General features: G+C 68.9%; 26 protein-coding genes. 10 read left to right on the forward strand and 16 right to left on the reverse strand.

Features of this window, described 5'->3' with window-relative positions:
* Positions 1–8: 8 nt before the first annotated feature.
* From F8M74_RS02220 to F8M74_RS02245, 6 genes are all read left to right on the forward strand, one after another.
* Entirely contained in the window at positions 9–554 is a 546-nt protein-coding gene (locus F8M74_RS02220; RefSeq protein WP_228565814.1) for a shikimate kinase, read from the forward strand.
* Positions 551–1,822: a shikimate dehydrogenase gene (locus F8M74_RS02225; protein ID WP_141259143.1), complete on the forward strand. Its 1,272-nt coding sequence runs from the start codon at positions 551–553 to the stop codon at positions 1,820–1,822. Before F8M74_RS02220 ends, F8M74_RS02225 begins: the two co-directional genes overlap by 4 nt.
* A complete protein-coding gene (gene aroC / locus F8M74_RS02230) occupies positions 1,819–2,838 on the forward strand; it encodes a chorismate synthase (protein WP_141259142.1) in 1,020 nt (339 codons plus the stop codon). The genes F8M74_RS02225 and aroC overlap by 4 nt, the downstream gene beginning before the upstream one ends.
* Positions 2,835–3,905: a 3-dehydroquinate synthase family protein gene (locus F8M74_RS02235; protein ID WP_141279505.1), complete on the forward strand. Its 1,071-nt coding sequence runs from the start codon at positions 2,835–2,837 to the stop codon at positions 3,903–3,905. The genes aroC and F8M74_RS02235 overlap by 4 nt, the downstream gene beginning before the upstream one ends.
* Positions 3,902–5,194, forward strand: coding sequence for a 3-phosphoshikimate 1-carboxyvinyltransferase (locus F8M74_RS02240; protein WP_171410074.1), 1,293 nt, complete (start codon positions 3,902–3,904; stop codon positions 5,192–5,194). Before F8M74_RS02235 ends, F8M74_RS02240 begins: the two co-directional genes overlap by 4 nt.
* Positions 5,195–5,271: 77 nt before the next feature.
* Positions 5,272–6,573 carry a citrate synthase gene (locus tag F8M74_RS02245; protein ID WP_141258970.1) on the forward strand — a complete coding sequence of 434 codons (1,302 nt, stop codon included), beginning with the start codon at positions 5,272–5,274 and terminating at the stop codon, positions 6,571–6,573.
* Between the two features lie 103 nt (positions 6,574–6,676).
* Here the strand turns inward: F8M74_RS02245 and F8M74_RS02250 are convergent, their stop codons facing one another.
* A complete protein-coding gene (locus tag F8M74_RS02250; protein ID WP_171410073.1) occupies positions 6,677–8,497 on the reverse strand; it encodes a long-chain fatty acid--CoA ligase in 1,821 nt (606 codons plus the stop codon).
* Between the two features lie 80 nt (positions 8,498–8,577).
* On the opposite strand from F8M74_RS02250, the gene F8M74_RS02255 reads away from it, so the two are divergent.
* The 3 genes from F8M74_RS02255 (at position 8,578) to pyk (ending at position 11,409) form a co-directional block, all read left to right on the forward strand.
* Complete coding sequence (locus F8M74_RS02255; RefSeq protein ID WP_171410072.1) at positions 8,578–8,952, forward strand: hypothetical protein; 375 nt, start codon at positions 8,578–8,580, stop codon at positions 8,950–8,952.
* A 181-nt stretch (positions 8,953–9,133) separates the two neighbouring features.
* Complete coding sequence (locus tag F8M74_RS02260) at positions 9,134–9,820, forward strand: bifunctional nuclease family protein (protein WP_141258972.1); 687 nt, start codon at positions 9,134–9,136, stop codon at positions 9,818–9,820.
* Between the two features lie 188 nt (positions 9,821–10,008).
* Entirely contained in the window at positions 10,009–11,409 is a 1,401-nt protein-coding gene (gene pyk / locus F8M74_RS02265) for a pyruvate kinase (protein WP_141253470.1), read from the forward strand.
* A 57-nt stretch (positions 11,410–11,466) separates the two neighbouring features.
* Here the strand turns inward: pyk and F8M74_RS02270 are convergent, their stop codons facing one another.
* From F8M74_RS02270 to F8M74_RS02310, 9 genes are all read right to left on the reverse strand, one after another.
* Complete coding sequence (locus F8M74_RS02270; RefSeq protein WP_141253469.1) at positions 11,467–12,132, reverse strand: hypothetical protein; 666 nt, start codon at positions 12,130–12,132, stop codon at positions 11,467–11,469.
* Between the two features lie 16 nt (positions 12,133–12,148).
* Positions 12,149–13,273: a glutamine-hydrolyzing carbamoyl-phosphate synthase small subunit gene (gene carA, locus F8M74_RS02275; RefSeq protein ID WP_141253468.1), complete on the reverse strand. Its 1,125-nt coding sequence runs from the start codon at positions 13,271–13,273 to the stop codon at positions 12,149–12,151.
* Positions 13,273–14,586 (reverse strand): dihydroorotase, encoded by a 1,314-nt coding sequence (locus F8M74_RS02280; protein ID WP_141253467.1) that lies wholly within the window; start codon positions 14,584–14,586, stop codon positions 13,273–13,275. Before F8M74_RS02280 ends, carA begins: the two co-directional genes overlap by 1 nt.
* The gene (locus F8M74_RS02285) at positions 14,583–15,476 is read right to left on the reverse strand and encodes an aspartate carbamoyltransferase catalytic subunit (RefSeq protein ID WP_141253466.1); all 894 of its coding nucleotides are present in this window, start codon (positions 15,474–15,476) and stop codon (positions 14,583–14,585) included. Before F8M74_RS02285 ends, F8M74_RS02280 begins: the two co-directional genes overlap by 4 nt.
* Before the next feature lie 85 nt (positions 15,477–15,561).
* Positions 15,562–16,818, reverse strand: coding sequence for a signal peptidase I (lepB, locus tag F8M74_RS02290; RefSeq protein ID WP_141253465.1), 1,257 nt, complete (start codon positions 16,816–16,818; stop codon positions 15,562–15,564).
* 3 nt (positions 16,819–16,821) lie between these two features.
* Positions 16,822–18,633, reverse strand: a complete 1,812-nt coding sequence (lepA, locus tag F8M74_RS02295) for a translation elongation factor 4 (RefSeq protein ID WP_141253464.1) — start codon at positions 18,631–18,633, stop codon at positions 16,822–16,824.
* A 271-nt stretch (positions 18,634–18,904) separates the two neighbouring features.
* The gene (locus tag F8M74_RS02300) at positions 18,905–19,849 is read right to left on the reverse strand and encodes an NAD-dependent epimerase/dehydratase family protein (RefSeq protein WP_141253463.1); all 945 of its coding nucleotides are present in this window, start codon (positions 19,847–19,849) and stop codon (positions 18,905–18,907) included.
* A 45-nt stretch (positions 19,850–19,894) separates the two neighbouring features.
* Positions 19,895–20,854, reverse strand: coding sequence for a UDP-glucuronic acid decarboxylase family protein (locus F8M74_RS02305; protein WP_141253475.1), 960 nt, complete (start codon positions 20,852–20,854; stop codon positions 19,895–19,897).
* A gap of 23 nt (positions 20,855–20,877) precedes the next feature.
* Positions 20,878–21,057 carry a ribbon-helix-helix domain-containing protein gene (locus tag F8M74_RS02310; protein WP_002640579.1) on the reverse strand — a complete coding sequence of 60 codons (180 nt, stop codon included), beginning with the start codon at positions 21,055–21,057 and terminating at the stop codon, positions 20,878–20,880.
* Between the two features lie 94 nt (positions 21,058–21,151).
* Here F8M74_RS02310 and F8M74_RS02315 point away from each other — a divergent pair, with 94 nt between their 5' ends.
* Entirely contained in the window at positions 21,152–21,751 is a 600-nt protein-coding gene (locus tag F8M74_RS02315) for a hypothetical protein (RefSeq protein WP_141253462.1), read from the forward strand.
* Between the two features lie 24 nt (positions 21,752–21,775).
* Here F8M74_RS02315 and F8M74_RS02320 read toward each other — a convergent pair whose 3' ends face one another.
* The 6 genes from F8M74_RS02320 to F8M74_RS02345 all read right to left on the reverse strand — a co-directional run bounded on the left by F8M74_RS02320 (position 21,776) and on the right by F8M74_RS02345 (position 26,860).
* Positions 21,776–22,138, reverse strand: a complete 363-nt coding sequence (locus F8M74_RS02320; protein WP_011553533.1) for a cupin domain-containing protein — start codon at positions 22,136–22,138, stop codon at positions 21,776–21,778.
* A gap of 27 nt (positions 22,139–22,165) precedes the next feature.
* Positions 22,166–23,044, reverse strand: coding sequence for an SPOR domain-containing protein (locus F8M74_RS02325; RefSeq protein WP_171410071.1), 879 nt, complete (start codon positions 23,042–23,044; stop codon positions 22,166–22,168).
* Positions 23,045–23,178: 134 nt separating this feature from the next.
* Positions 23,179–23,640, reverse strand: coding sequence for an HU family DNA-binding protein (locus F8M74_RS02330; RefSeq protein ID WP_228565815.1), 462 nt, complete (start codon positions 23,638–23,640; stop codon positions 23,179–23,181).
* Entirely contained in the window at positions 23,637–24,419 is a 783-nt protein-coding gene (locus tag F8M74_RS02335) for a hypothetical protein (protein ID WP_171410070.1), read from the reverse strand. The genes F8M74_RS02330 and F8M74_RS02335 overlap by 4 nt, the downstream gene beginning before the upstream one ends.
* A gap of 28 nt (positions 24,420–24,447) precedes the next feature.
* Positions 24,448–25,494, reverse strand: a complete 1,047-nt coding sequence (gene mnmA, locus F8M74_RS02340) for a tRNA 2-thiouridine(34) synthase MnmA (protein WP_141253459.1) — start codon at positions 25,492–25,494, stop codon at positions 24,448–24,450.
* A gap of 97 nt (positions 25,495–25,591) precedes the next feature.
* Positions 25,592–26,860, reverse strand: coding sequence for a CCA tRNA nucleotidyltransferase (locus F8M74_RS02345; RefSeq protein WP_141253458.1), 1,269 nt, complete (start codon positions 26,858–26,860; stop codon positions 25,592–25,594).
* Between the last annotated feature and the right edge of the window lie 134 nt (positions 26,861–26,994).

Raw genomic sequence — 26,994 nt, forward strand, 5'->3', positions numbered from 1 at the left:
TCGCCTCGGTGGATCCCCGGCTCGCGCCGGGACTGAGGGAGGCGGTAGCCCGCCCGGGCCCCTCCCTGCTCCCCGGCTCCGGTCAGACGGTGGTGCTCGCCGGCCACCGGAGCGCGGGCAAGTCGCGCCTCTTGCCCATGGTGGCCCGCATGCTCGCGCGCCCCGGGCTGGACCTGGACGCACACCTGGAACGCCTGCACGGGCGCCCGCTGCGCAGATGGGTGGTGGAAGCGCCGCAGGAATTCCGGGCCGCTGAACGTCGCGCCCTGCAAGAACTGCCGGCCGGAGGGCTGGTGGCCGTGGGAGGCGGTTTCCTGTCGCACCACCCCGACACGCTGACCGGGCTCTTCACCCTGGTCGTCCCCATCTGTTTCGACACCTACCGTGAGCGGCTGCTCACGGACCGGACGCGCCCGCGGCTGCGCGCCGACGTGTCGCTCGAAGAAGAATTGTCCGCGGTGTTCCATGAGCGCGAGGTGCTTCACGCCCGCGTCCCCACCGTGGCCCTGGAGGACTTCCTCCGAGGCTGCCTTGCCCCCGAGGTGCCCCTGTGACGCCCGCCCGGCGCGTCGTCACCCTGCCCCCCACCCTGCTCGGCGAAGACGCCGTCCGCTTCGCGCGCGACGGCCAGCGCCGTGGGGCGGACGTCCTGGAAATCCGCACGGACCTGCACGCCCCTGACGCAATCTCGCCCGAGGCGCTGGCGGCGGTGCTGCCGTTGCTCGTCTCCGAGCGGGGCAAGCCACTGCCCGCCCCCTGGGTGGCCGCGGCCTGGCGCGTGGACAGGGATTTGATGGACGCGTCGGGGCAGCAGGCATCGCTGGCGGCACCTCCGGGAAAGCTGCTCGCGTCGCACCACGCGAGCCGGCAGCTATCGACGGAGGAGGCGCTCCAGTTGTGGGAGCGTGAGCTGCCCGCCGACGCCCTGGTGAAGCATGTGGAGCCGATGACGGACCCGGCCCACCTCGTCACACTGATGGAGACGCAGCGGCGGATGGTGGAGCGCTTCGGTGCCACGCGCGTCACGGTGCTGGGCATGGGCGCGGTGGCGTTGCCCACGCGGGCGCTGCTCGCCCGGAACAACGTGTTGGACTACGTCGCGGCGGGAGGCGCATGGGTCGCGGCGCCCGGCCAGCGACTGCTGGACGACGCCGTGCGAGCGCTGCGCGGCGCGGACCGGTACACGGTGGAGCCGCCGCTGCGGCTGGGCATCCTGGGGACGTCCATCGTCCACTCGCGCTCGCCCCGCATCCATCGTCAGCCCTTCGACCGCATCGACCTGCCGGAGGACGGGCCAGTGGAGGCCGTGGTGGACGCGCTCCTGCCTCACTACGGAGGCTTCGCCGTCACCAGCCCCTTCAAGCTGCGCCTGGCGAAGCACACGGGGTCCTCGCTGGACGCCATCAACACGCTGGTCCGCCGGGGCGGCCGGTGGGAAGCCTTCAACACCGACACGTTCGGCGCCCGCACGGTGCTCGAGCGGCTCGGGGCTCGCGAAGTCTTCGTCCTGGGGGACGGTGGCGCCACCTCGGCGCTCCGGTCCGTGGCGGCGGAGCTGAGCTGCGACTTGCGCGTCTTGCGACGCGCCGACATCCAGGCGCCTCTCACAGGGGCGGGCGTCTGGACCTGGCCCGATAGGGTGCCCGCTCCTGACGACCTGCGCTTCGACGGGGCCCGTGTGGCGGTCATCGCCTACGGAGCCCCGGGCCGGCGCATCGCCGCGGAGATTGTCCGTCGCGGCGGTACTCCGGTCCTGCTGGGTGCGGCGTGGTTCATCGCGCAAGCCCGGCGTCAGCGCCAACTCTGGGAGTCCGCGACATGAATACCTTCGGCGAACTGTTTCGCCTGACGACGTTTGGAGAGAGCCACGGGCCCGCGCTCGGCGCCATCCTGGATGGCTGCCCCGCCGGCGTGCCCCTGACGCGCGAGCAGATTCAAGTCGCGCTGGACCGTCGGCGCCCCGGCCAGTCCACCATCACCACCGCGCGCAGCGAACCGGACCAGGTGGAAATCCTGTCCGGCGTCTTCGAGGACAAGACGCTGGGGACGCCCATCGCCGCCATCGTGCGCAACACCAACCAGCGCTCGGGGGACTACGAGAAGCTGAAGGCCGAGGACCGGCCGGGCCACGCGGACGCCGTGTGGCGCGAGCGCTTCAAGCACCGTGACCACCGCGGCGGCGGGCGCACCAGCGGGCGCGAGACGCTCTGCCGCGTCATCGGCGGCGCCATCGCCGAGGCGTACCTCGCCCGTGACGTGCCTTCCATCCGCACCGTCGCCTACGTGTCCCAGGTGGGCAACCTGGTGGCCGCCGTGCCCGCGCCGGGGCTCACCCGCGAGCAGGTGGACGCCCACGCCACGCGCTGCCCGGACGTCGCCATCCGCGACGAGATGTCCCAGCGCATCCTCACCGCGAAGGAGGCGGGCGACAGCCTGGGCGGCGCCATTGACGTGCGCGTGGAGGGCCTGCCCGTGGGCCTGGGCGAGCCCATCTTCGGCAAGCTCAAGGCACGCATCGCGCAGGCCCTGGGTAGCATCGGCGCCGTCACAGGCGTCGTCTGGGGTCCGCCGGACCTTCTCGAGCGCATTGGCCAGCCCGGCATCCAGTTCCACGCCGTGAAGGACGCGTACGGCGGCATCCAGGGCGGACTCGCCAATGGCGAGCCGATGCAGATCCGCACCTTCTTCAAGCCGCCCGCGACGCTGCAGGAGCACGCGAAGGGTGGCCGTCACGACCCGTGCATCATGCCCCGGGCAGTCCCGGTGCTGGAGGCCATGGTGTCGCTCGTCATCGCCGACCTCGTCCTCCACCTCAACGCGAGGCCTCACGCGCTATGAGTGCTCTTCCTCCCGGGGCCTACCGTCCGCCGTCCGACCGCTGGGGCACCTTCGCCCGCCTCGCCAAGAACCTGCCCGAGGGCAGCGTGGCGGTGGTGGACCGCACCGTCGCGAAGCTCCACCCCACCCTCATCCCCACCCTGGAGGCGCGCAGCCCCCGCGCCATCATCCAGCTCACCGGCGGCGAGAGCGCCAAGACGTTCACCGCCTTGGAGAAGGTCCTGGCCAACGGCCTGACCCTTCCGCGCTCCGGCACGCTCGTGGCCGTGGGCGGCGGCACCATCGGTGACGTCTCCACCGTGGCCGCGCATGTCCTCAAGCGCGGCGTGCGCCTGGTGCAGGTCCCCACCACGCTGCTGGCGGCGGTGGACAGCAGCGTCGGCGGCAAGGGCGCTGTCGACATGACGGTGCGCGGGCGCGTGGTGAAGAACCCGGCCGGCGTCTTCCACTACGCGGACGAAGGCTGGGTGTGCCCCGAGTTCTTCGACACGCTCTCCGATGCGCAGCGCCGCGAGGGCGCGCTGGAGGCCTGGAAGATGGTGGTCAGCCTCGACGCGCCGCTCTTTCGCCGCTACGTGCGCAAGCCGCCCGCGATTGAGAAGCTCGTGAAGGACGCCCGCGCCCTCAAGGAGCGCATCTGCGCGCAGGACCCGTACGAGCACACGGGGCTGCGCCGGGTGCTCAACTTCGGCCACACCTTCGGCCACGTGCTGGAGAGCGTGTCCCGCTTCAAGCTGTCTCACGGTGACGGCGTGGGCCTGGGCATGATGCTGGCCCTGGACGTGGGCCGTCACCTGGGCGTGACACCGGAGCCCGTGGCCGCCGAGGTCGAAGCCGCCCTGGCAAACGGCCCCGGCGTGCAGGGCCGCGAGCGCGCCGCCGCCCTGCTCCGCCGCGCGCAAATGAAGGACGTGCTGGCGCTGCTCACCGCCGACAAGAAGGCCGGCGCCAAGGGCGAGCTGCGCATGGTGCTGCTGACGGCCATTGGCGCCACCGAGGTGCGTGACGTGGACGAATCAGGCTGGCGTGCCTTGTGGCCCGCGTGGACGAAGGGGGAGCGACCATGAGCACGGCGAAGGCTTCCCGTATCGTGGTGGACCCCTCCGCGCTGCACGCCGCGCCCCTCACCCCACCCGTGTCCAAGTCGGACGCGCAGCGGGCGCTGGTGCTGGGGCACCTCACGGGCTCGTGGCCACTGCCCTCGGTGCAGGCCGAGGCGGACGAGGACCTCCCCGCCGACGTACGCGTGCTGCGCCAGGGCGTCGAGGCCCTGCGTCTGCCTCCGGACGCCGTGCGCGACATCGACTGCGCGGACGGCGGCGCGCCCTTCCGCATCCTCGCCACCCAGGCGGCGGTGACGCCCGGCGTACAGGCGCGATTCACCGGCACGCCCCGCCTGGGCGAGCGGCCCCACGGCCCACTCTTCACGTCCCTGCGCGAGGCCCTGGGTCCCACGGGCCTCACGCTCACCGAGGGCACGCCCTGGCCCGTGGAGCTGCGCGCGCCCCGTGACACGTCGAACGTCCCTCCCGTGTTCCGCGTGCCGGGCGCCCAGAGCAGTCAGTACGCCTCCAGCCTGCTGCTGGGCTGCGCGGCGCTGTACCTGCGCGAGCGCCGCCCCTGGAGCGTGGAGATTGACGGGCCCCTCACCAGCGCGGGATACCTGGAGCTGACCCTCACGTGGCTGAGCCGCTTCGGCTTCGACATCCAGCGCACACCGTCGAGCTACACCGTGGCCGGGTACGCGGCGCCCCCGGCCGTCCCCACGCTTCCGGGGGATTGGTCGTCCCTGGGCTACCTGCTGCTGGTGGCGTGGAAGACGGGCGGCACCGTGGTGCGCGCGGACACGGGCAGTGCCCACCCGGACGACGCCATTGTCCGGCTGATTGAGCAGGTGGGCCTGCGCGCGGTGCCCACCGGTGCGCCCTTCACGCTGAAGGTGGAGGGCCAACTGTCAGGAGGCCTTCGCGCCTCCGGCGAGGAATGCCCGGACCTGCTCCCCACGCTGGCCGCGCTCGCCTGCGTGCTGCCGGCGCCCTCCACGCTCACGGAGGTGGACATCCTCCGCGTCAAGGAGAGTGACCGCCTCGAGGGTATCCAGACGCTCGTGAAGGCGTTCGGCGGAACCACGGAGCTCCAAGGAGAACGGCTGCTGATCCAGCCACCCCGCACGCCACCTGCGGGCTTCGAGATGAGCAGCGAGGGGGACCATCGTCTCGCGATGACCGCTGCGACACTGTGTGTCCTGTCCGGCACGCCGCTGACACTCACCGGTCCAGAGTGCGTGGAAAAGAGCTTTCCTGGGTTCTGGCGCCAGTTGTCCCGGGTGGGTGTTCGGATAACTGATGCAGGATGAGACCCTCAGTGTCCGTCCAGCAGACTTATCGTTCTTTTTTGTTGAAAGCACTCTCCCCCCTGTGAAATCTCCGCCCCATGGCCAAGGACACGCTGACGATCACCGACAATCGGACCGGGAAGACCTACGAGGTCCCGATCGAGAACGGCTGTATTCGCACCAATGCTCTCCGCCAGATCAAAACGGGCGACGATGACTTTGGGTTGATGGGCTACGATCCGGCGTTCCTCAATACCGCCAACTGTAAGAGCGCCATCACCTTCATCGACGGAGACAAGGGCATCCTGGAGTACCGGGGCTACCCCATCGAGCAACTCGCGGAGAAGTCGAGCTTCCTCGAGGTCGCCTACCTCCTGCTGAACGGTGAGCTTCCCTCGGAGAAGGAGCTGCAGCAGTTCAACCACCTCGTCACGCACCACACCTACGTGCACGAGAACGTGAAGAGCTTCATGGACGGGTTCCGCTACGACGCGCACCCCATGTCCATGGTGAGCTCCACGGTGGCGGCGCTGTCCAGCTTCTACCCCGACGCGAAGAACATCAAGGACCCGCTGAGCCGCCGCATCCAGATCACGCGGCTCATCGCGAAGATGCCCACCATCGCCGCGTTCTCCTACCGGCACACGATGGGCCTGCCGTACATCTACCCGGACAACGACCTGTCCTACGTCGCCAACTTCCTGGCGATGATCAAGCGCATCGGCACGTCGACCTACAAGGTCCACCCGGTGCTCGAGCGCGCGCTCGACATCCTCTTCATCCTGCACGCGGACCACGAGCAGAACTGCTCCACCACGTCCGTGCGCACGGTGGGCTCGTCCGAGGTGGATCCGTACTCGGCGGTCAGCGCGGGCATCGGCGCCCTCTACGGCCCGCTGCACGGCGGCGCCAACGAGGCCGTGCTCCGCATGCTCCGCGACATCGGCCACGTCTCCAAGATCCCGGAGTTCATCAAGTCGGTGAAGAGCGGCGAGGGTGAGAAGAAGCTGATGGGCTTCGGTCACCGCGTCTACAAGTCCTACGATCCGCGCGCCAAGGTCATCAAGCGCGTGGCCGACGAGGTCTTCGAGGTGACGGGCAAGAACCCGCTGCTGGAGATCGCCGTCGAGCTGGAGCGCATCGCGCTCGAGGACGAGTACTTCGTGAAGCGGAAGCTGTACCCGAACGTCGACTTCTACTCGGGCCTCATCTACGAGGCGATGGGCTTCCAGGTCGAGATGTTCCCGGTGCTCTTCGCCATCCCCCGCACGGTGGGCTGGTGCGCGCAGTGGGAGGAGATGGTGACGGACAACGAGCAGAAGATCGCCCGTCCGCGTCAGGTGTTCACGGGCGCCCCGCGCCGCGACTACGTCCCCATGGACAAGCGCGCCGCCAAGTAGGCCGTGACACAAGGCCCGCGCTTCTCGCGTGGGCCTGAAGCACGAAGGGGCGAGGAACCGCGAGGTTCCCCGCCCCTTTCGCTTTTCCGCGGCGCCGGTGCGCTCAGCCCGTCTGAGAGCCGCCCTGCGGGGACTCGTCGTAGAGCGACTCCACGAGGCCGGCGTACTTCTCCGCCACCACGTTGCGGCGCACGCTCAGCTTCGGCGTCAGCTCGCCGCCCTCCACGGAGAAGTCCTTCGGCAGCACCGCGAAGCGCTTGATGGTCTCGAAGCGGGACAGCTTCGGGTTCACGTCGTGCTCCACGCGCTCCTGGAGGAACTGGCGCAGGCGGGCGTCCTCCGCGAGCCGAGCCGCGTCCTCCGCCCACCCCTGCGCCTTGGCCAGGGCCCGCGCCTTCTCCGCGTCCAGGGTCAGCAAGGCGACCAGGAAGCTGCGGCGCTCGCCCAGCACCACCGCATGCCCCACTCCGGGCAGGGCCTTGAGCAGCTCCTCGATGTTGGAGGGAGACGTCTTCTTCCCGCCCGAGGTGACGATGATGTCCTTCTTGCGGCCGGTGATCTGGACGTAGCCGTCCGCATCCAGTTGGCCCACGTCACCGGAGTGCAGCCACCCGTCCGCCAGCAGCTCGGCGGTAGCCTCCGGGTTCTTGTAGTACCCCATGCAGACGTTGCCGCCGCGCACCAGCAACTCGCCGTCGTCCGCGATGCGCAACTCCACCCCCATCATCGCCCGGCCCACGGAGCCCAGCCGCGTGTGGGACTCGGTATTCACCGTGCCGGGGCCCGTCACCTCCGTCATGCCCCACACCTCGTGGATGACCATGTCGATGGAGGCGAAGAAGTCCAGCACGTCCCGGCCGATGGGCGCCGCCGCCGTGGCGAAGAAGGACACCCGCTCCATGCCGATGCGCCCCTTCAACGGGTCGAACACGAGCCGCCTGGCGAGCAGATACTGGGCCTCCAGCGTCATCGGGACGCTCTGGTGGCGCGTCACCCGCGCATGCCGCTCCGAGGCCACCCGGCGCGCCCAGGCCACCACCCGGCGCTTCGAGGGCGGCTGCGAGGCCAGCCCCTCCTCCGCCTTCGCCTTGAACTTCTCCCACACGCGCGGCACGCCGAAGAAGAACGAGGGACGCACCTCCCGCAGGCTCTGCGGCATCGTGTCCACCGACGCCGCGAAGTACACCTGCACCCCGTTCAGCAAGGGGCTGTAGAGGGAGATGATCTGCTCGGCGATGTGCGACAGCGGCAGATACGACACGAGCGAGGATGCTTCGGGCTGGCCGAACGTCACCGAGTCCGTGAGCTGCTTCGCCGTCCACACCAGGTTGTGGTGGCTGAGCATCACCCCCTTGGGGTGGCCGGTGGTGCCGGAGGTGTAGATGAGCGTGCCCATGGCCTCCGGCGTCAAGGCGTGGACGCTGTCCCAGTAGGGCTTCTCGTCCGCGTCGGTGCCCAGGGCCATGACGTCCGCGTAACGCAGCACGCCCTCCGGGAGCACCGTGGGCGCCTCGATGACGACCACGTGGCGCAGCTTGGGCAGCCGCTCGCGCAAGGCCAGGGCGGTACGCAGGTGCTTCTCGTTCTCCACCACCAGGAGCGTGGCCTCGCAGTGCCCCAGGATGTACTCCAGCTGCTCCGGGGCGCTGGTGGTGTAGAGACCGACAGGGACGCCCCCCATGGCGATGGCCGCCAGATCGGCGACGTGCCACTCCTCGCGGTTGAAGCTCAGGATGCCCACCGGCTGGCCCGCACCCACCCCCAGCGCGTGCAACCCCAGGGCGAAGCGCCGCACCCGTTGCGCATATTCAAACCACGAGGTGGGCGAATAGGCGCCCCCACGGCGCGTCCACAGGGCTGGGCGCTGCTCCTGCTGCGCGGCCCGGTCATGGAGCGCATGCACCACCGTCTTGGGAAGGTCCATGCCCTGGACGCTAGCGGAAGCAAGGCCCCCGACCAATGTCCCCACGTCTCGGACGTTGACAGCTGGTTGGAGTGCTTTGTATGCCGCGCCCGACCATGAGCATCGACTTCACCTGCCAGAAGTGCGAGGCGAGCTTCGAGCTGGACGCTCAGGACCTCATCGAAGGGACTGAAAAAATCGTCTGCCCGCATTGCGACGCCAAGGCGCCCGCCAACCTCACGGAGGACTTCGTCGCAGCGCTCACGGAGATGCGCGCGCAGATCGCCGCGCTCGACAAGCGGTTCGCCGTGTCCATGACGTTGGAGTCCGAGGACCTGGAGGACATGCTCGAGGACGACGAGGAGGACGACGACGAGGACGATTCGGAGGACGACGACCTCGACGAGGACGAGGACGAGGACGTCGACGACGAGGAGGACTACGACGAGGACGAGGACGACGACGACCGTCGTTGAGCCTGTCCGCCTGCCCTCCAGCCCGGGGAGCGCCCCACGCAGCAGGGGGTAACCGGGCCTGGAGCGCAACCCTCCCGACAGATGGCCGGGTGCGTAGCTTAAAGGCGTGAAAACGCCCAACCGCGCCACTTTGTTCGTCGCACCTCTCTCGGCCGTGCTTCTGGCGCTCGGAGGGCTGCTGATGTTTCCCGCCTTCACTCCACCGGTAGCACTGGCGGCCCTGGGAAAGGCTCAGGGTCAGCCCTGCATCACTGAAGGTGAAGACGACCCCAAGGCCTGCACCGAGCTCGTGGAGCTCGAGGTGCAGGATGTCGTCCCGCTGGAGGAGGCCCAGGCCCACGCCGTGGTGCTGGCCACCAAGGACAAGGGCATCGTCCTCCCGGTGTTCGTGGACGAGGCCTCCGCCATCTCCATCGCCTTCCGGTTGGCGGAGCGCCAGCCACCCCAGCCGCTCGCACAGGACCTCCTGGACGACGTGGTGACGGAGCTGGGCGCCAAGGTGACGGAGGTCCGCATCGATGACTTGCGGGACAACGTCTACTCGGGCCGCGTCTTCCTGGAGCAGGGCAAGAAGAAGATGACGCTGGACGCCCGGCCGTCGGACTCCATCGCCATGGCGCTCACCAGCCATGCCCGCATCCGCGTCACCCGCAAGGTGCTGACGCTGGCCGGCATCACCCGCGAGGAGATTGAGGGCCTCCAGCAGGAAGGCCCCGGCGTGGGCGGGAGTGGTCCGCTGGATGCGCCCGGCTTCCCAGCCCCGGGCGCCCCGAGCGAGCCGCCCATCGACATGGACATGGAGGGCCTGCCGCCGGGCCACTTGATGCCCAAGACGCCGCTGGGCACGGGCAAGGAAATCGACCTCTAGAGCCTGATGAGCAGCACTTGCAAGAAAGCCCGGCCCCCCCTCCCAGGGATGCCGGGCTTTCTCTCTCTGCCATCGAGAGCGCAAAGGCTCCGCGCTGCCCGAAGCCGGGCCCGCGTCACTCGAAGAGTTAGTCTCGCGGGCGCAAGGCTGTCAAGCCGGGCCCCCTGCCGCCTAGGATGCGCGGCCCTATGCGCAAGGCGAAAATCATCTGCACCCTGGGCCCCGCTTCGGACTCGCCCGAGGTCATCGAAGGGCTCATCCGCGCGGGCATGAACATGGCGCGGTTGAACTTCTCGCACGGCACGCACGAGGAGCACCGCCGCCGAGTGGAAACCATCCGCAAGGTCGCGAAGCGCCTGGGCACGCCGGTGGCCATCCTCCAGGACATCCAGGGGCCGAAGATTCGCCTGGGCCGCTTCGAAGGTGGGCAGCTCCTGGTGAAACAGGGCCAGTCCGTCACGGTGACGACGCGCAACGTGCTGGGCCAGGACGGCGTCATCCCCACCCCCATCAAGACGCTGGTGAAGGATGTGGCCAAGGGCCACGAAATCCTCCTGGACGACGGGCGGGTGCGCCTGAGGGTGCTGCGCGTCCACGGGCAGGACGTGCAGTGCCGCGTGGAGGTGGGCGGCGTGCTCAAGAATCACAAGGGCCTCAACCTGCCCGGCTCGCCCATGTCGGTGCCCACGATTACCCGCAAGGACGCGGTGGACCTGGCCTTCGGCCAGGAGGTGGGCGTGGACTACGTGGCGCTGTCCTTCGTCCGCACGCCCGAGGACATCAAGAAGGCGCGCGCGCACGTGGCGAAGCTGAAGACGCCGCTCATCGCGAAGATTGAAAAGCCCCAGGCGGTGGAGCGCGTGGAGGAGATTGCCGCCGTGGCGGACGGCATCATGGTGGCGCGTGGCGACCTGGGCGTGGAGATGCCCCTGGAGCGCCTGCCGGCCATCCAGAAGCACATGGTGAGCGCGGTGAACCGCATGGGCGGGCTCGTCATCGTCGCCACGGAGATGCTGGAGAGCATGGTGGCCAACGCGCGCCCCACCCGCGCCGAGGTGTCCGACGTGGCCAACGCCATCCTCGACGGCGCGGACGCCGTCATGCTGTCGGGCGAGACGGCCGCGGGCAAGTACCCCATCGAAGCGGCGTCCACCATGGCGTGCATCGTGGAGGAGACGGAGCGCGGCGTGGTGAAGCACCAGCACCACTCCCCCTTCGAGCGCTCCGAGGACCTGGGCACCGGCGTGGCCGCGGCGGCCGTGGCGGCCGCGACGCAGCTGGGCATTGGCACCATCGTCGCCTACACGGAGAGCGGCCACACCGCGCGCCTCATCTCCGAGTTCCGGCCCCACGCCCGCATCATCGCCCTCACACCGAACGAGACGGCGGTGAATCGAATGGCGCTCTACTGGGGCGTGACGGGCATGCAGGTGGCGCGCGTGTCCACCACGGACGCCATGCTCTCGCAGGTGCGTCAGCTGTGCCGGAAGGAGAAGCTCTGCGCGCCCGGCACGCCCGTGGTGGTGGTGGCCGGTGTCCCGCTCAACGTCCCGGGCAACACCAACCTGATGAGCATCCACCGCATCTGAGCGGGCCAGCGAGGCCCCGGGACATGCCGTCACCGGGGCGCTCCGCGGCCAGCGGGGTCAGAGGATCTTCTGCTCGAAGTCGTAGATCTTCTCGACGGCGAGCTGCCGGTAGCGCTCCATGTTGAGCGCACGGCGGGCGCACTCCCACACCAGCTCGTTGGGCGTGCGGTCCGGCTCCTTCTTCTTGCGGCGCTTCACCTCCGCCTTGATGGCCTTCACGGCCAGGCGGGGGTGGTAGCAGAACGCGGAGGAGAACAGCAGGTGCCCACCGAAGGGAATGAGGCGCGCCTCGATGATGTCCCCCGTCTCCAGGCCCGCGATGTGGCGGCGCTCCGTCACGTCGAAGTCCTTGCCCGAGTACAGCTCGCGCAGACGGACCTCGCCCTTGCCCAGCTTGCGGACCTCGAAGAGGCCATGGACCGTCTCCGTGAAGCTCCGGAAGGCGTTGGCCTCCTCGGGCGCGGAACCGGCCAGGCGCTGCTCGTAGAACTCCGTGGCCGGCGTCTTGTTCGTCAGCGGCGAGACGCGGTCATAGAGGTAGAAGTCCAGGAAGGACGCCATCCGCAGCTCGAAGAGCTTGTCGTCCTCGAAGACCTCGCCCGTCAGACGGAAGTACTCCGCCTTGGCCTGGAGCAGGTCCTCCTTGCGCGACTCGGCACTGCCAAAGGCGATGAGCTGATCCAGATACGGCTGATAGGAGAGCGGTGACAGCGACGAGGTCATATTCGGTGGCGCCATCCTACCCCGCCATCAGCTTCGCGAACCTGTCGAAGAGATAGCGCGCGTCATGGGGGCCGGGCGAGGCCTCGGGGTGGTACTGCACGCTGAAGGCCCGCGCGTCCGGGACGGCCAGGCCCTCCACCGTGCCGTCATTGAGGTTGATGTGCGTCACGACGGCCAGGCCCTTGAGGCTGGCGTCATCCACGGCGAAGCCGTGGTTCTGCGCGGTGATTTCCACCTTGCCCGTCGTGAGGTCCTTCACCGGCTGGTTTCCGCCCCGGTGGCCAAACTTCATCTTGTACGTCCGGCCGCCCAGGGCCAGCGCCATGATTTGATGCCCCAGGCAGATGCCGAACACCGGCACCTTGCCCAGCAGCGCCGCCACGGTGCGGTCCGCGCCCTTCACCGCCGCCGGATCTCCAGGGCCGTTGGCCAGGAAGACGCCGTTCGGCTTGCGCGCCAGCACTTCTTCCGCCGTGGTGTTGGCCGGCACCACCGTCACGCGGCAGCCCACGTCCACCAGGAAGTGCAGCATCGACTTCTTCAGACCGTAGTCGTAGGCCACCACGTCGAAGCGGGGCTCGGCCGGCACCTGCACCTCGCCCAAGCCGGTGAAGACGTCCGGCGAGGGCTGGGTGAAGGTGTAGGCCTCCTTCGTGGACACGCCCGTGGCCAGGTCCAGGCCCTCCATGCCGCGCGCGGAGCGGGCACGCTCCACCAGGGCCACGGGGGACAGGCCCTCGCTGGAGATGACGCCCATCTGCGCGCCGTGCGTGCGCAGGTGGCGCACCAGGCGGCGGGTGTCGATGCCCTCGATGCCGGCGACGCCGTTGCGCTTCAGGTACGCGTCCAGCGACTCCTTCGCGCGCCAGTTGGACGGCTGCTCGCTGAGGGCGCGCACCACCATGCCCACCGCGTGCACCCGGGAGCCCTCCTCGTCCTCCGGGTTGGCGCCGACGTTGCCAATCTCCGGGTACGACATGGTGACAATCTGGCCCACGTACGAGGGGTCCGTGAGGACCTCCTGGTAACCGTACATGGTCGTGTTGAACACCACTTCGCCCACCGTTTCGCCCACCGCGCCAAACGCACGGCCTTCGAACGTGGTGCCATCCGCCAGGGCGAGCACTGCCCGCTTCGTCATCACCGCGACTCCTTGCTCTGGCCGACCTGGCCCTTGTCGAAAACCTTGTGGCCCGCGACCCACGTCTGGATAACGCGCCCCTTCTGCTTCCGGCCATGGAACGGTGTATTCCGGCTGCGGGAATGGAACTGGTGGGCGTCCACCGTCCACTCCGCATCCGGGTCCACCACCGTCACGTCCGCCGGCGCCCCAGGCGCCAGGTGACCGCCCGGCAGGCCGAACGCCTTCGCTGGCCCGTGCGTCAGCAGCTCCACCGCGCGGTTCGCGGTGAGCACGCCCGCATGCACCAGCTCCAGCGTCAGCCCCAGGGCCGTCTCCAGCCCCACGATGCCGTTGATGCCCTTCTCGAACTCCACCTGCTTGTCCAACACCCCGTGCGGCGCATGGTCCGTGGCGATGGCGTCCACCGTCCCGTCCACCAGCGCCTCGCGCAGGGCCTGCACATCGGTGTCCGCGCGCAGCGGCGGGGCCATCTTCGCGTGGGTGTCATAGTCCCCCACCGCGCGGTCATCCAGGATGAAGTGATGTGGCGCCACCTCGCAGGTGACGCGCAGACCGCCGCGCTTGGCCTCACGGATGAGCCGCACGCTGCCCTCGCAGGACACGTGCGCTACGTGCAGCCGGCCCTTCGTCTCCTCCAGGAGCACCAAATCTCGCGCCACCATGGCCACCTCCGCGGAAGCGGGGATGCCGCGCAGGCCCAGACGCGTGGACGTGGTGCCTTCATGCATGGCCCCGCCCGCGGACAGCGTCAGGTCCTCCTCGTGGACCATGACGGGCACGTCGAACTGGGTGGCGTATTGGAGCGTGCGCCGCATCAGCGACGCGTTCATCACCGGGCGGCCGTCGTCGGTGATGGCCACGCAGCCGGCGGACACGAGCTCGCCCATCTCCGCCAGCTCCTCGCCCTTGAGGCCCTTGGTGATGGCCCCGGCGGGATAGACATGGCACAGGCCCGCGGCGCGGGCGCGGTTCAGCACCAGCTCCGTCACCATGGCGTTGTCGTTGACCACCTTGGTATTGGGCATGGCCACCACGGCGGTGAAACCACCCGCCACGGCGGCGCGGCAGCCGGTGAGGACCGTCTCCTTGCCCTCCTCGCCCGGCTCGCGCAGGTGGACGTGCAGGTCGATGAAGCCCGGCAGCACCCACTTGCCGGTGGCATCCACCACCTCGGCGCTGGAGGGCACTGGCAGCAGAGTCTCCGACACCTCCACCACCTTGCCGTCGCGGACCAGCACGTCGCGGACGCCGTCCACCCCGTTGCGAGGGTCGATGACACGCCCCCGTCTGAAGAGCACCGTGGAGCTCATGCCGTACACACCTCCAGGATGGCCCGCCGCACGGCGACGCCGTTGGACACCTGCTCCAGGATGACGCTGCGGGCGCCATCCGCCACCGCCGGCGCCAGCTCCACGCCCCGGTTGATGGGGCCCGGATGCATCACCACCGCGCCCGCCTTCATGCGCTCCTCGCGGGCCGCGTTGAGGCCGAACAGCCGTGCATATTCACGCGTGGACGGCAGGAACGCCTGCTCCTGCCGCTCCAGTTGGACGCGCAGGCACATCACCGCGTCCGCGCGAGGGAGCGCAGCGTCCAGGTTGTGCGTCACCTCCGCGCCCAACGACTCCAGCCCCGGCGGAATCAGCGTGGGCGGGCCACACATCACCACCTGGGCGCCCAGCGCCTTGAGGCAGTGCAGGTTGGAGCGGGCCACGCGGCTGTGCAGCACGTCGCCCACGATGAGCACCGTGCGCCCGTCCAGCGAGCCCCAGCGCTGGCGCAGCGTGAAGGCGTCCAGCAGCGCCTGGGAGGGGTGCTCGTGCGTGCCATCACCCGCGTTGATGACGGCGCACTTCACGTGCTTCGCCACCAGGTGCGGCGCTCCGGACGAGCGGTGACGCATGACGATGGCCACCGGCCCCGTCGCTTCGATGTTGCGGGCGGTGTCCAGCAGCGTCTCACCCTTGGACACCGAGGAGCCGGTGTGGGTCCAGTTGAGCACACTGGCCCCCAGCCCCTTCGCCGCCATGTGGAACGACGTTCGGGTCCGGGTGGAGTCCTCGAAGAAGAGATTCGCCACCACCTTGCCGCGAAGCAGGTGGGTGGTGTCGGGACCGCCGGGGAGGTGTGCCTTCGCCCGGTCGAGCAGTGACTCCAGCTCGTCCCGGCGCCAGCCTTCGATTCCAAGCAGGTGTCTCATGGCCGGGGGCGCCGCGTACCCCGGGGCGTGCGGCACGTCAAGCGTCGTGCGCGGCGCGGCGGCCTGCCTGCTTCCAGCGAACGCCTCAACGGACCGGTTCGAAGAACCGATCCACGCGGAGGCCCGTGCCACCAAACAGGCCGTGCAGCAGCCCGTGATAGCCCAGCGACAGCCACACCACCATGGCCTTGCCCTTGATGTGGCCGTAGGGGACGTACTCCGCCTTGCCGTACCCCGTGACCCCCAGGCCGTGGCGGCTGTCCGCGCTGTTGTCCCGGTTGTCACCCACGGCGAAGACGTGGCCCGGAGGGACCTCGTAGGGACCTTCCCGACGCGGCATGCGCGGCAGCGTCTGCAGCGCGGCGTGCGCCACGCCGGACAGGTTCTCCTCGTAGAGGGTCTCCTGTTGGTCGTACCAGCGCCCGTCGTCGGTGATGTTGTGGACGGTGAACTCGTTGGAGACGAGCTCGCGCTTCTGCGGCTGGCCGTTGATGTGGACGACGCCGTTGATGAACTCCACCACGTCGCCCGGCACGCCGACCACGCGCTTGATGTAGTCCACCGACTCGTTCACCGGGTTGTTGAAGACGATGACGTCTCCACGCTCCGGCGGCCGGACGATGACGAACGGCACGAAGTTGAGGAACGGGACGCGCACGCCGTAGATGAACTTGTTGACGAAGACCTGGTCGCCAATCTCCAGCGTGGGCAGCATGGAGCCGGAGGGGATTCGGTATGGCTCCACGATGAAGGTGCGGAACACCAGCGCTACCAGCAGCGCCTTGCCGAACCCGCCCAGGAAGTCCATGGCGGACTGCTTGCGGAACGCGCCCAGATGCTGCGCGGTCAACGCCTCCAGGCCCTTCACCTCGGTGCGCAGCTGCTCCGCGTCACCCGCGGCGGAGGCCTGCTCCACGCGCAGCGCCTGCTCGGCGATGCGGTCCAGCACCGGCCCCGCCACCTTCGCGCTCACGCCGGGCTTGCGGAGGATGCGCTCGTTCTCCTCCAGCAGCTCGTTCGCATCGTGGCGCACACCGCGCAGCGCCCTCTCCTTGGGGGAGACGTTGCGCCACACCAGCAGGACCACGAAGTAGAGGACCAGCAGCAGCCCCAGCCCCTTCATCACCGGCTGGGCCCACGCGGCGGACGCGCGTGAGTACTCGATGATCACCGTGTACGGCACGTACAGCAGCGCCAGGATGATCAACGGAGCCCAGAGGCTGGTGAGGCGCTCGCGCCACACCAGCACATTGCGGGCGCGAAGCATCTCCGGCGTGCGGCGGGCCGCCATCGCCTCGGAGAGCTTCGCGGGAGGGGTGGCGGAAGGCATGGCCGCGTTCATGGGCTACTGCTCCGACTTGAGGACCGCGAGGAAGGCTTCCTGCGGAATCTCCACCGTTCCGACCTGCTTCATGCGCTTCTTGCCCTCCTTCTGCTTCTCCAGGAGCTTGCGCTTGCGGCTGATGTCACCACCGTAGCACTTGGCGAGCACGTTCTTCCGGATGGCGGAGATGGTCTCACGCGAGATGATCTTCGCGCCAATCGCCGCCTGGATGGCGACCTCGTACATCTGCTTCGGAATGACCTCCTTCAGCTTCTGGCACACCTCGCGGCCACGCAGGTAGGCGCGCTCGCGGTGCACGATGACGCTGAGGGCGTCCACCGGGTCCCCGTTGATGAGGATGTCCAGCCGGGCCAGGTCGGACTCGATGTAGCCGGCCAGTTCGTAGTCGAGGCTGGCGTAGCCGCGCGAGACGCTCTTGAGCTTGTCGAAGAAGTCGAACACGACCTCCGCCAGCGGCATCTCGTACGTGACCTGCACGCGCTGGCCGCTGCTGCCCAGGTACTTCATGTCCTTCTGCACACCGCGGCGCTCCTGGCACAGCTTGAGGATGGCGCCCAGGTGGTCGTTGGGGACGTGGATGTGGCAGGTGAGGACGGGCTCCTCGAACTTCTCGATGTGCTGAACCGGCGGCAGCTTGGCCGGGTTGTCCACCAGCAGCGTGTCACCCTTGCTGGTGGTGATGCGGTACACCACGCTGGGCGCGGTGGTGATGAGGTTCAGGTTGTACTCGCGCTCCAGGCGCTCCTGAACGATCTCCATGTGCAGCAGGCCCAGGTAGCCGCAGCGGAAGCCGAAGCCCAGCGCGGTGGACGACTCCGGCTCATAGGTGAAGGCCGAATCGTTGAGCACCAGCTTCGCCAGCGCGTCGCGCAGGTTCTCGTAGTCCGCGGAGTCCACCGGGAAGATGCCGGAGAACACCATGGGCTTCACTTCCTGGAAGCCCGGGAACGGCTCGGCCGTGGGACGCGACTCTTCGGTGACGGTGTCACCCACCTTGGCGTCCTGCAGCTCCTTCACGTTGGCCACGAGCACGCCCACCTCGCCCGCGATGAGCTGCGGCACCGGGCGGGAGAACGGGCTGAACACGCCCAGCTCCTGGACCTCGAAGACCTTGTTGTTGCTGAACAGCTTGATCTTCTGCTTCAGCTTGAGCGTGCCTTCCAGCACGCGCACCAGCGTCACCACGCCCCGGTAGTTGTCGTACCAGGAGTCGAAAATCAGCGCCTTGAGCGGCGCGTCCGCCGAGCCGCTCGGAGGCGGCACGTTCTGCACGACGGACTCCAGGATCTCCTGGATGCCGATGCCCTCCTTGGCGGAACACGGCACGGCGACGGACGCATCGATGCCGATGACGTCTTCAATCTCCGAGCGGGTGCGATCCACGTCCGCGCTCGGCAGGTCGATCTTGTTGATGACCGGGATGATTTCCAGGCTGTGGTCCAACGCCATGTAGACGTTGGACAGCGTCTGGGCCTCCACGCCCTGCGTCGCATCCACGACCAGGAGCGCGCCTTCGCACGCGGCCAGGCTGCGGCTGACCTCGTAGGCGAAGTCGACGTGTCCCGGCGTGTCGATGAGGTTGAGGACGTACTGCTTGCCGTCCTTCGCGGTGTAGTTCATCCGCACGGACTGGGCCTTGATGGTGATGCCCCGTTCGCGCTCGATGGCCATGTTGTCGAGGAACTGGGCTTGCGCCTCGCGCTTGGTCAGAGTCCCCGTCTTGTCGAGGAGACGATCCGCCAGCGTCGACTTTCCATGGTCGATATGGGCGATGATGCAGAAGTTGCGGATATGCGCGTTTTCAGCCGGCATGTTCAGGGCGCTCGTCGGAAGAAGCGGGCGTGCGTAACAGGGAATCGCGCGAAAATCTACGCGCACGCGTACGCCCGATGAGCAACCCACCGGGGGAACTTATTTGTTCCCCAGTCATCAGCGCCCGTCCCGGGCGAACTCCCCTGGGACAGGCCCTGAGCCCCCTCCCGGCACGCCCGGTCCCCGGCCCTCAGGGCCGCCCCGGGTACGCTCGTGGGAGGGGGTACCGCCCTCCCCCGCCTCGTCTGCGAGCGGGGGCGCTGGACACCGCTCAGCCGTGCGCGCGCGCGGGCGCGCCGGCCTTCTGACGGAAGTACTCAATGGTGCGGCGCAGGCCCTCGCGCACGTCGGCGATCGGCTCCCAGCCAAGCACCTTCTTGGCCAGCGCGTTGTCCACGCAGGAGCGCATCTGCTCCCCCGGCTTGCCGGGCGCGTGGGCGACGGAGACGCTGGAGCCCGCCGCCTCGGCCAGCAGCGCGTAGAGGCGGTTGATGTCCGTCTCCACGCCCGTGCCGATGTTGATGGCGCCCACGTAGTCGTTTTCGAAGGCGAGCCGGTTGGCTCGGGCCACGTCCGGACCAAAGACGAAGTCGCGGGTCTGCTTGCCCTCGCCGAAGATGGTGCAGCCCTGACCGGCGATCAGCCGCTGGCAGAAGATGGCCACCACGCCCGCCTCGCCGTGCGGGTTCTGCCGCGGGCCGTAGACGTTGGCGTAGCGGAGCGCCACGTAGGGCAGGCCGTACTGCGCCCGGTAATAGCCCAGGTACAGCTCACCGGACGCCTTGGAGACACCGTACGGAGAAATGGGCCGCGTGGGGTGACTCTCCGGCGCGGGGAACACGTCCTGCTCGCCGTAGATGGCGCCGCCGGTGGAGCTGAAGATGACCTTCTTCACCCCGGAGACGCGGGCGGCCTCCAGCAGGTTGAGCATGCCGCGGATGTTCACGTCCGCGTCGAAGCTCGGGTCGTCCACGCTGCGGCGCACGTCCATCTGCGCCGCCAGGTGGCAGAGCACGTCGGGCTTCTCGGACTTGATGAGCTCCGACGCCTCACGGCTGCGGATGTCGTGGACCGCCAGGCGCACGCGCGGGTCCAGATTCTCCCGCTTGCCGCCAGACAGGTCATCCAACGCGATGACGTCGTGACCTCCGCGCAGGAACTCATCGCACACATGCGAGCCAATGAAGCCCGCGCCACCTGTCACCAGGACCTTCACGCAACCTCCCGCCTGCAAGCCTTGCAGGATCTTCGCGCCGGCAAACTATGCCGGGGGCTTCGTGCCGGCAACCTCTCGGAACCACGCAATGGTCTCCCGAAGACCCTCTTCCAGCGGCACCTTCGGCTCCCAGCCCAGCAGCGTCCGAGCCCGGGTGATGTCCGGCTGACGCTGCTTCGGATCATCCTTGGGCAGCGGCTTCTCGATGATGGTCCCGCCCCCGCCCGCCGCCGCGCGCACGGCCTCCGCGAACTGACGGATGGTCATCTCCCGGGGGTTGCCGATGTTCACCGGGTTCGGCTCATCCGACAGCATCAGCCGGACCAGCCCGTCCACCAGGTCCTTCACGTAACAGAACGAGCGCGTCTGGCTGCCGTCCCCGAAGACGGTGAAGTCCTCGCCCTTGAGGGCCTGGCCCACGAAGGCCGGCACCACGCGGCCGTCATTGAGGCGCATGCGCGGACCGTAGGTGTTGAAGATGCGGACGATGCGGACCTGCACGCCCTTGGTGCGCCCGTAGGCCGCGGTGATGGCCTCCGAATAGCGCTTGGCCTCGTCGTACACGGACCGGGGGCCAATGGGATTCACGTTGCCCCAGTAGTCCTCGCGCTGCGGATGCACCAGCGGATCCCCGTACACCTCCGACGTGGAGGCCATCAGGAACACCGCCTTGTTCGCCTCCGCCAGCTTCAGCCCGTTCTCCGTGCCAATGGAGCCCACACGCAGCGTTTCCAGCGGGAGCTGCGCATAGTCGATGGGCGAGGCCGGCGAGGCCATGTTGAAGACGTAGTCCAGCGGCCCTTCCACCGGGATGCGCTCGGTGATGTCCGCCTTGACGAAGGAGAAGCCCGGCCGCCCGTTCAGCGTGCGCAGGTTCTCTTCGTTGCCAGTGATGAGGTTGTCCACGGCGATGACCACCGCCGCGCCGTCATCCAGAAGACGCTCACACAGGTGCGACCCGACGAAGCCGGCGCCGCCCAGGACCGCTACCCGCTTGCCACGCATGCTCTTCACGTCACGCCTCTCTCTCACAGCTCGTCGAACGTCGACTGCCCCGGCAACTGCGCCTTGTACTTCTCCAGGACCAGGTCGATGCCTTGGCGGATGTACTCGGCCACGGGCACCTTCGTCTTCTGGTTCAGCGCCTTGAGGAGCTCGTTCTGCTCCGGGGTGATGTAGATGGTGGTGCTGACTTTCTTTCGGGCCATGGCGATATGTGAAAATATATGAAATGACGTGTCGCGCGAAAGCATCTCGTGCGAATGACGTCGCCAGGCGCCCCCCAGACACTGGGAGTTCTTGATGCCACGCTACAAGCGGTTGATTTTCCTGGGTCTCATGGCCTCGGGTGCCCTGGCGGGTTGCGCCAGTAGCAAGTCGGCGGAGCAGGACGGCGCGGGCGCTGCGAGGGGCCGACAGGCCGGGGAGGCCATCCGCCCGGAAGGCGGGGCCAACGAGGAAGTCACGCAGCAGGACGCCAACGGCGACGGCCGCCCAGACGTGTGGACCTACACGGTGGACGGGCGGAAGGTGCGCCAGGAGCTGGACCTGAACTGGGACGGCCGCGTGGACCTGACGCGCTACTTCGACGCCAACGGCGACAAGGCGCGTGAGTCGCTGGACCTGGACTTCGACGGGCGCGTGGACGCCACCTACTTCCACGAGAAGGGCGTCAACACGCGCCGCGAGCGCGACACCAACGGTGACGGCCGCCCGGACAGCTTCACCTACTACGAAGGCGGCAAGCTGGTGCGCAAGGAGCGCGACACGCGAGCGACGGGCCGCATCGACTACTGGGAGTACTGGGAAGGCGGCCAGGTGGATCGCATCGGCGAGGACCTGGACGGGGACGGGACGGTGGACAAGTGGACCCGCAACCCGAACAACGCGGCCCGCGAATAGGCGGGCCGCCGCGGTGGACAGAGGCTACGGGTTGCTGGTGCCGGTGCGCCCGTAGGCGTCCTCGAGCCGGACTACGTCGTCCAGCTCCGGGGTGCTGACCTCGAGGATGTCACAGTCGGTCAGCGCCACCATGCGGTGCTTGGTGAGCGGCTTGATGTGGTAGCTCTCACCGGGGTTCATCTCCTTCTCGATGAGCCCCTGGCCCTCATCGACGACGAAGAGCAGCTTGCCGCTCTGCACGTGGATGGTCTCATCCTTGCGGTTGTGGAACTGCAGGCTGAGCTTGTGGCCCTGCTTCACGTGCAGCAGCTTGCCCACGTAGCGTTCGGTGTGAGCCCAGATGAGTTCGTATCCCCAGGGCTTCTCCACCCGCTTCGTCGTCGTCATGGCGCTTCCCGTCTTCCTCGTCCCGCTCTAGTTCGTGCCGGCCACGAATGCGTCGAGCGAAGTCTCACGCTTGAAGTCTGAAAGATACCGGGTGGCCGCATCCCGGGAGGCGAAGCTTCCCATGCGGACGCGGTACCACGTGCCCTTACCGGCCACTTCGGCCGTCAGGATATAGGGGGCATAGCCCCGATCACGCAACCGAGCGGCGAAGCGGTCGGCTTCCTGCTTGTCCTGGAACGCCGAGAGCTGGAGCGTGAAGGCCCCACCCTTCACGGCCTGAGCGGGCGGCGATGCGGGCTGCGCCGGCTGCTGGGTGGCGCGGGCAATGGCCTCCTTCAGGCCGCCACCCTCCGTGGTGGTGGTGCGCGTGGGGACGGCGGACGCCTCCACCTTGCCCGACACCGGCACGGCCTTCGCGGGAGTCGGAGCGGTGGGGGCCTCGGCGACCACGACGCGCTCCGGCTCGGCCTTGGGCTCCTCCGGCGGCAGCTCCCCCGTGTCCGGGTCCGGCGTAGGCGCCAGCGCGGTGCGCTGCGCGGCGGCCGGCTTCGACTCGGGAGGCTTCGCGGCGGCGGGCTTCTCCGTCGGCGGCGGCGCCTTGGCGACAACGGGCTTGGGCTGCGGCGGGGCCACCGGCTCGGCAGCGGCCTTGCGGGTCAGCTCGTCCGGGAAGGTGAGCGGCTGCTCCTGCTGCACATTCTGGAGCGCCTGCGCGTTGGCATCCAACGCGGAGAGCAGGTCCGGCGCGGCCACGGCATCCGCGTTGCCCGCGAGCTTCTTGCCGACGACGACCCCCAGCACGAAGACAGCGCCCATCACGACAATGCCGGCGATGAGCAGGCTGACGATCTGCCGGTTGTCCAGAGAGACGTCGAACTTCTCCTTCATCCGGTGAGCATCACGCATGGCTTGAAAGTCCTCGGGCGCGGTCGCAACGGCCACACGAAATCCGTGTTGCGGCCTGTAGCGACGGCATGGAGGGCAAAGTACGCCCCACCCCTGGGCCGGTCAAATTCGCGGAACGACTCCCAGCCTCACCGTCAACCCGTGACGGGCACGGAGAACGAGGCCCCCGCGGCGAGCGGCAGCGGCGACAGCGCCTCGCCGGGTGGGGTGTCCGGAACGGGGGAAGCCGCCACGGCGGGTGGGGCATTGAGCCGCTCGCGCAGGTCCTTTCCGGCGGCGAAGGACAACGTGCGCCGCGCGGGCACCGACACGCGCTGGCCTGTCTTGGGGTTGCGGCCCGTGCGAGCCCGGCGCGTGCGAACGGCGAAGACGCCGAAGCCCCGCAGCTCGATTCGCCGTCCGGCGATCAGGGCCTGGGACATTTCCTCGAAGACGGCGTGGACGATGGCTTCCACCTCACGACGTGGAACATGCGGGGCACGCCCCACGATGCGCTCGATGAGCTCACTGCGCGTCATGCACACCTCCCGCTGGGCGACCGCGGACTCTACCGAAGCGGGCCCCCAAAGGACAAACCGCCCTCGCCGTCCCCTCACCGCAACCGGACGTCCGCGGGCCCGTCGACTTCAATCTTGCGTCCCTGCTGCGTGCGCAGGACCACCTCCGCGCCGTCGGGCACCATCAGTCGCACCGTGCGGCCCAGGGGCACATCGCCCCCTTCCAGCAGCACGGCGGTGGCCAGGTCGTCCGTCTCCGCCACGATGTAGCCATCCTCCACGGTGGCCACCAGACCGCCCTCGCCCAGGTTGCCTGCGTGGATGTGGGGCACCCGGGGGCGGTGTGGCGGAGGCGGCAACGGCTTGCGAGGGCCTTCACGCGACGGTTCGTCAGTGGCCTTGTTGGGCGACAGCCCGTTGGGCGTGAAGAAGGCGGCGAAGTAGCCGTTGGAGCTGTACGGGTCTTCCTGCTGGGCGCTCGCGGGCGTCACCTGTACCTGGGTGTAGCGCGCGGCGATGATGCGCAGCGGGCGCGGCGCCTCCTGGAGCTTGCCCTCGACAATGTGGCGGGACGGCAGGTTGACGCCATGGAGCTTCGCCTCGTCCGCTTCGCCCACCTCCAGCGTGTCGCCCTTCTCCAGGAAGCGAAGGCCGCCGCCGAAGAACTCCAGCACCGCGGGGCCGGTGGCCTTCAGCTCGTCATGCCCCAGCAACTGCGAGCCGACGGCGATGGGCCGCCACTGCTTGCCTTCCGCGCGCAGCACCGGCGCACCAGCGGCGAGCAGCCCCGCGACGGGTTTGTCCGAGCGCTCCTTGCAACCAGCGGCCGCGAAGACGGTGACGACCGCGATCAGACATCCCATGAGGCGCTGCGCCATGTGCCGCACCCTCCGAGGCAACACGGGGTCAGACAATCCAACCGCCGCCGAGCACGCGGTCCTGATCGTAGACCACCGCAGCCTGCCCGGGGGTGACGGCGCGCGCGGGAGCGTCCAACTTCACGGAGACGAGCCCGTGCGGAGAGACATGCACCCGCCCCTGCGCGCCCGAGTGGCGGTGCCGGATGCGGACCTCCACCGGCTGACTGGCCGGAGGCGGCCCGTCCACCCAGTGGGGTTGGAGCAGACCGAAGTTGTCGCGGCCGGTGCCCTCGGCGGGGCCCACCACCACACGCTGCGTCTCCGGCTCCAGCCGGTGGACGTAACGAATCTCGCCGCCCCCCAGGTTGAGCCCCTTGCGCTGGCCCACGGTGTAGCGGTGGATGCCCTGGTGGGTGCCGAGCACGTTGCCCTCGGTGTCCACGATGTCCCCGGCCGGCTGCGGCCCAGCGACCTTCTCCACGAAGCCCGCGTAGTCGCCGTCCGGCACGAAGCAGATCTCCATGCTCTCCGGCTTCTGACTGGTGACCAGGCCGTGCCGCTCCGCGACGGCGCGGACCTCCGCCTTCGTCATGCCGCCCACGGGGAAGAGGATGTCGCGCAGCTCGTCCTGACCGAGCGTGAAGAGAAAGTAGCTCTGGTCCTTGGCGGCATCGACGGCGCGACGCAGGACGAAGCGGCCGTCCACCTCCTCCACGCGGGCGTAGTGGCCCGTGGCCAGCCGGGCGCCGAGCGCGCGGGCGCGCTTGAGGAGGAAGTTGAACTTCACGTCCCGGTTGCAGGCGACGCAGGGGATGGGCGTGCGCCCGCCCAGGTATGACTGGACGAAGGGGTTGATGACACGGTCCTGGAAGATCTCCTCCGCGTTGGCCACGTAGAAGGGAATCCCCAGCGACTGGGCCACGGCCCGCGCGTCATCGATGTCATCCGGGCTGCAGCAGCTCCCACACGTCGCCTTGCCCTCGTAGGACCAGACGCGCAGGGTGATACCGATGACCTCGTGGCCCTGCTCCTTGAGCAGGGCAGCCGCGGCCGAGGAATCCACCCCGCCGCTCATCGCAACGACGACTCGCATGGTGCTCCTTCCTACACGCCCGCGCGTCCGGGCGCACGCGGGGAGGACGCGGAGGGCGCCCTTTCCCGCCCCCCGTCACTGCGTGCAGCCCGCCGGCTCAGCGAGCAGCCTGTGCCTGCCACGCCTGCAACCGCTGCCGCAGGGCGTCGGCCGTGTTCAGGCCCGGCTCATCCAGGACGGACTCGACGAGGAACCGGGTGGCCTCGCCCACGATGGGAGAAGGCCCCACGCCCAGAGTGGCCATGATGTCGCCTCCCGTCAGCGCCAGGTCCTTCGCCGTCAACGGCGGCTTCGCTGCGGCGAGCGCCTCCACGCGGGCGATGAGCGCCTCCACCGCAGGGAGCGCGTCCGGCTGGCGGACTCCGACGCGGGCGCGAACGACCGCGGCCCACAGCGGAAGCTGCGGCGGGCCCAGGCGAGCCAGGAGCCGGCGAAGCGCGGCGTCCGGCTCCCCCACCCGAGTCTCCGCCTTCGCGTGTTCGACGAGCAGCGCCACCAGGTCCGCCACCTTGTTGGGGAACTTCAGCCGCAGGCCGATGTCGCGCGCCTGGGCTCGGTCCACCAGGTCGGCCAGCAGCACCGCGACGCGGACCTCCACCTCCAGCGGCGAGGCCTGCACCGCGGCCCGGACGGACGCGGCGGCCGAGGCTTCCGCGCGCGCCAGCTCCGGAAGGAACACGTCCAGAAGCCCGGTGTCCGCGAGCAACAGCAGGCCGCTCTCCGCCCGGAGTGACAGGAGCAGCTTCACCAGTTCCTCACGCACCCGCTCCAGCGCGACCTTGCGAAAGACGCCGAGCGTGGCGGGGATGGCGTCGCGGGTGGCGGCATCGAGCGCGAAGCCGAGCACCGCGGCGAAGCGCACGGCGCGCAAGGGGCGCAGGCCGTCCTCGGAGAAGCGCTCCTGCGCGGAGCCCACGCAGCGGATGAGCTGCGCCCGGAGGTCCGACTGTCCGCCGAACGGGTCCACCAGCTCGCGGTCCAGCGGGTTGTAGGCCATCGCGTTGATGGTGAAGTCGCGCCGGGACAGGTCCTTGACGATGTCGCGCTCGAAGGCCACCGAGCTGGGCCGGCGGCCGTCGAGGTAATCCCCCTCCGAGCGGAACGTCGTCACCTCCACGTGCGTGCCATTCTGAAGGACGGTGACGGTGCCGTGCTGGATGCCCGTGGGGATGACCTTGCGGAAGGCGCCCTGGACTTCCTGCGGCAGCGCGCTGGTGGCCACGTCGAAGTCCTTGGGGTGGACCAGGCGCACCATGTCCCGGACGCAGCCACCGACCAGGTAGACGGCGTGGCCCAGTTCGCGCAGCCGCGCGATGACGTCCAGCACGGGCTGGGGGATGTCGGCGTTGTGGAGGTTCGCGATCATGACAGCCGGGGCCAGGACGACATGCCCGCGGGCCCAGGGGCGCGTTGTACCGGCCAGACTCCCGCGTTCCAAGCCCCGAGACGGCTTGGGCCCTCGCTGTTAATTCAAATAAAACCATTTATCCGAAGGCCCGT

It is taken from the genome of Myxococcus sp. CA023 (genome assembly GCF_010998615.1).
Taxonomy (GTDB): domain Bacteria; phylum Myxococcota; class Myxococcia; order Myxococcales; family Myxococcaceae; genus Myxococcus.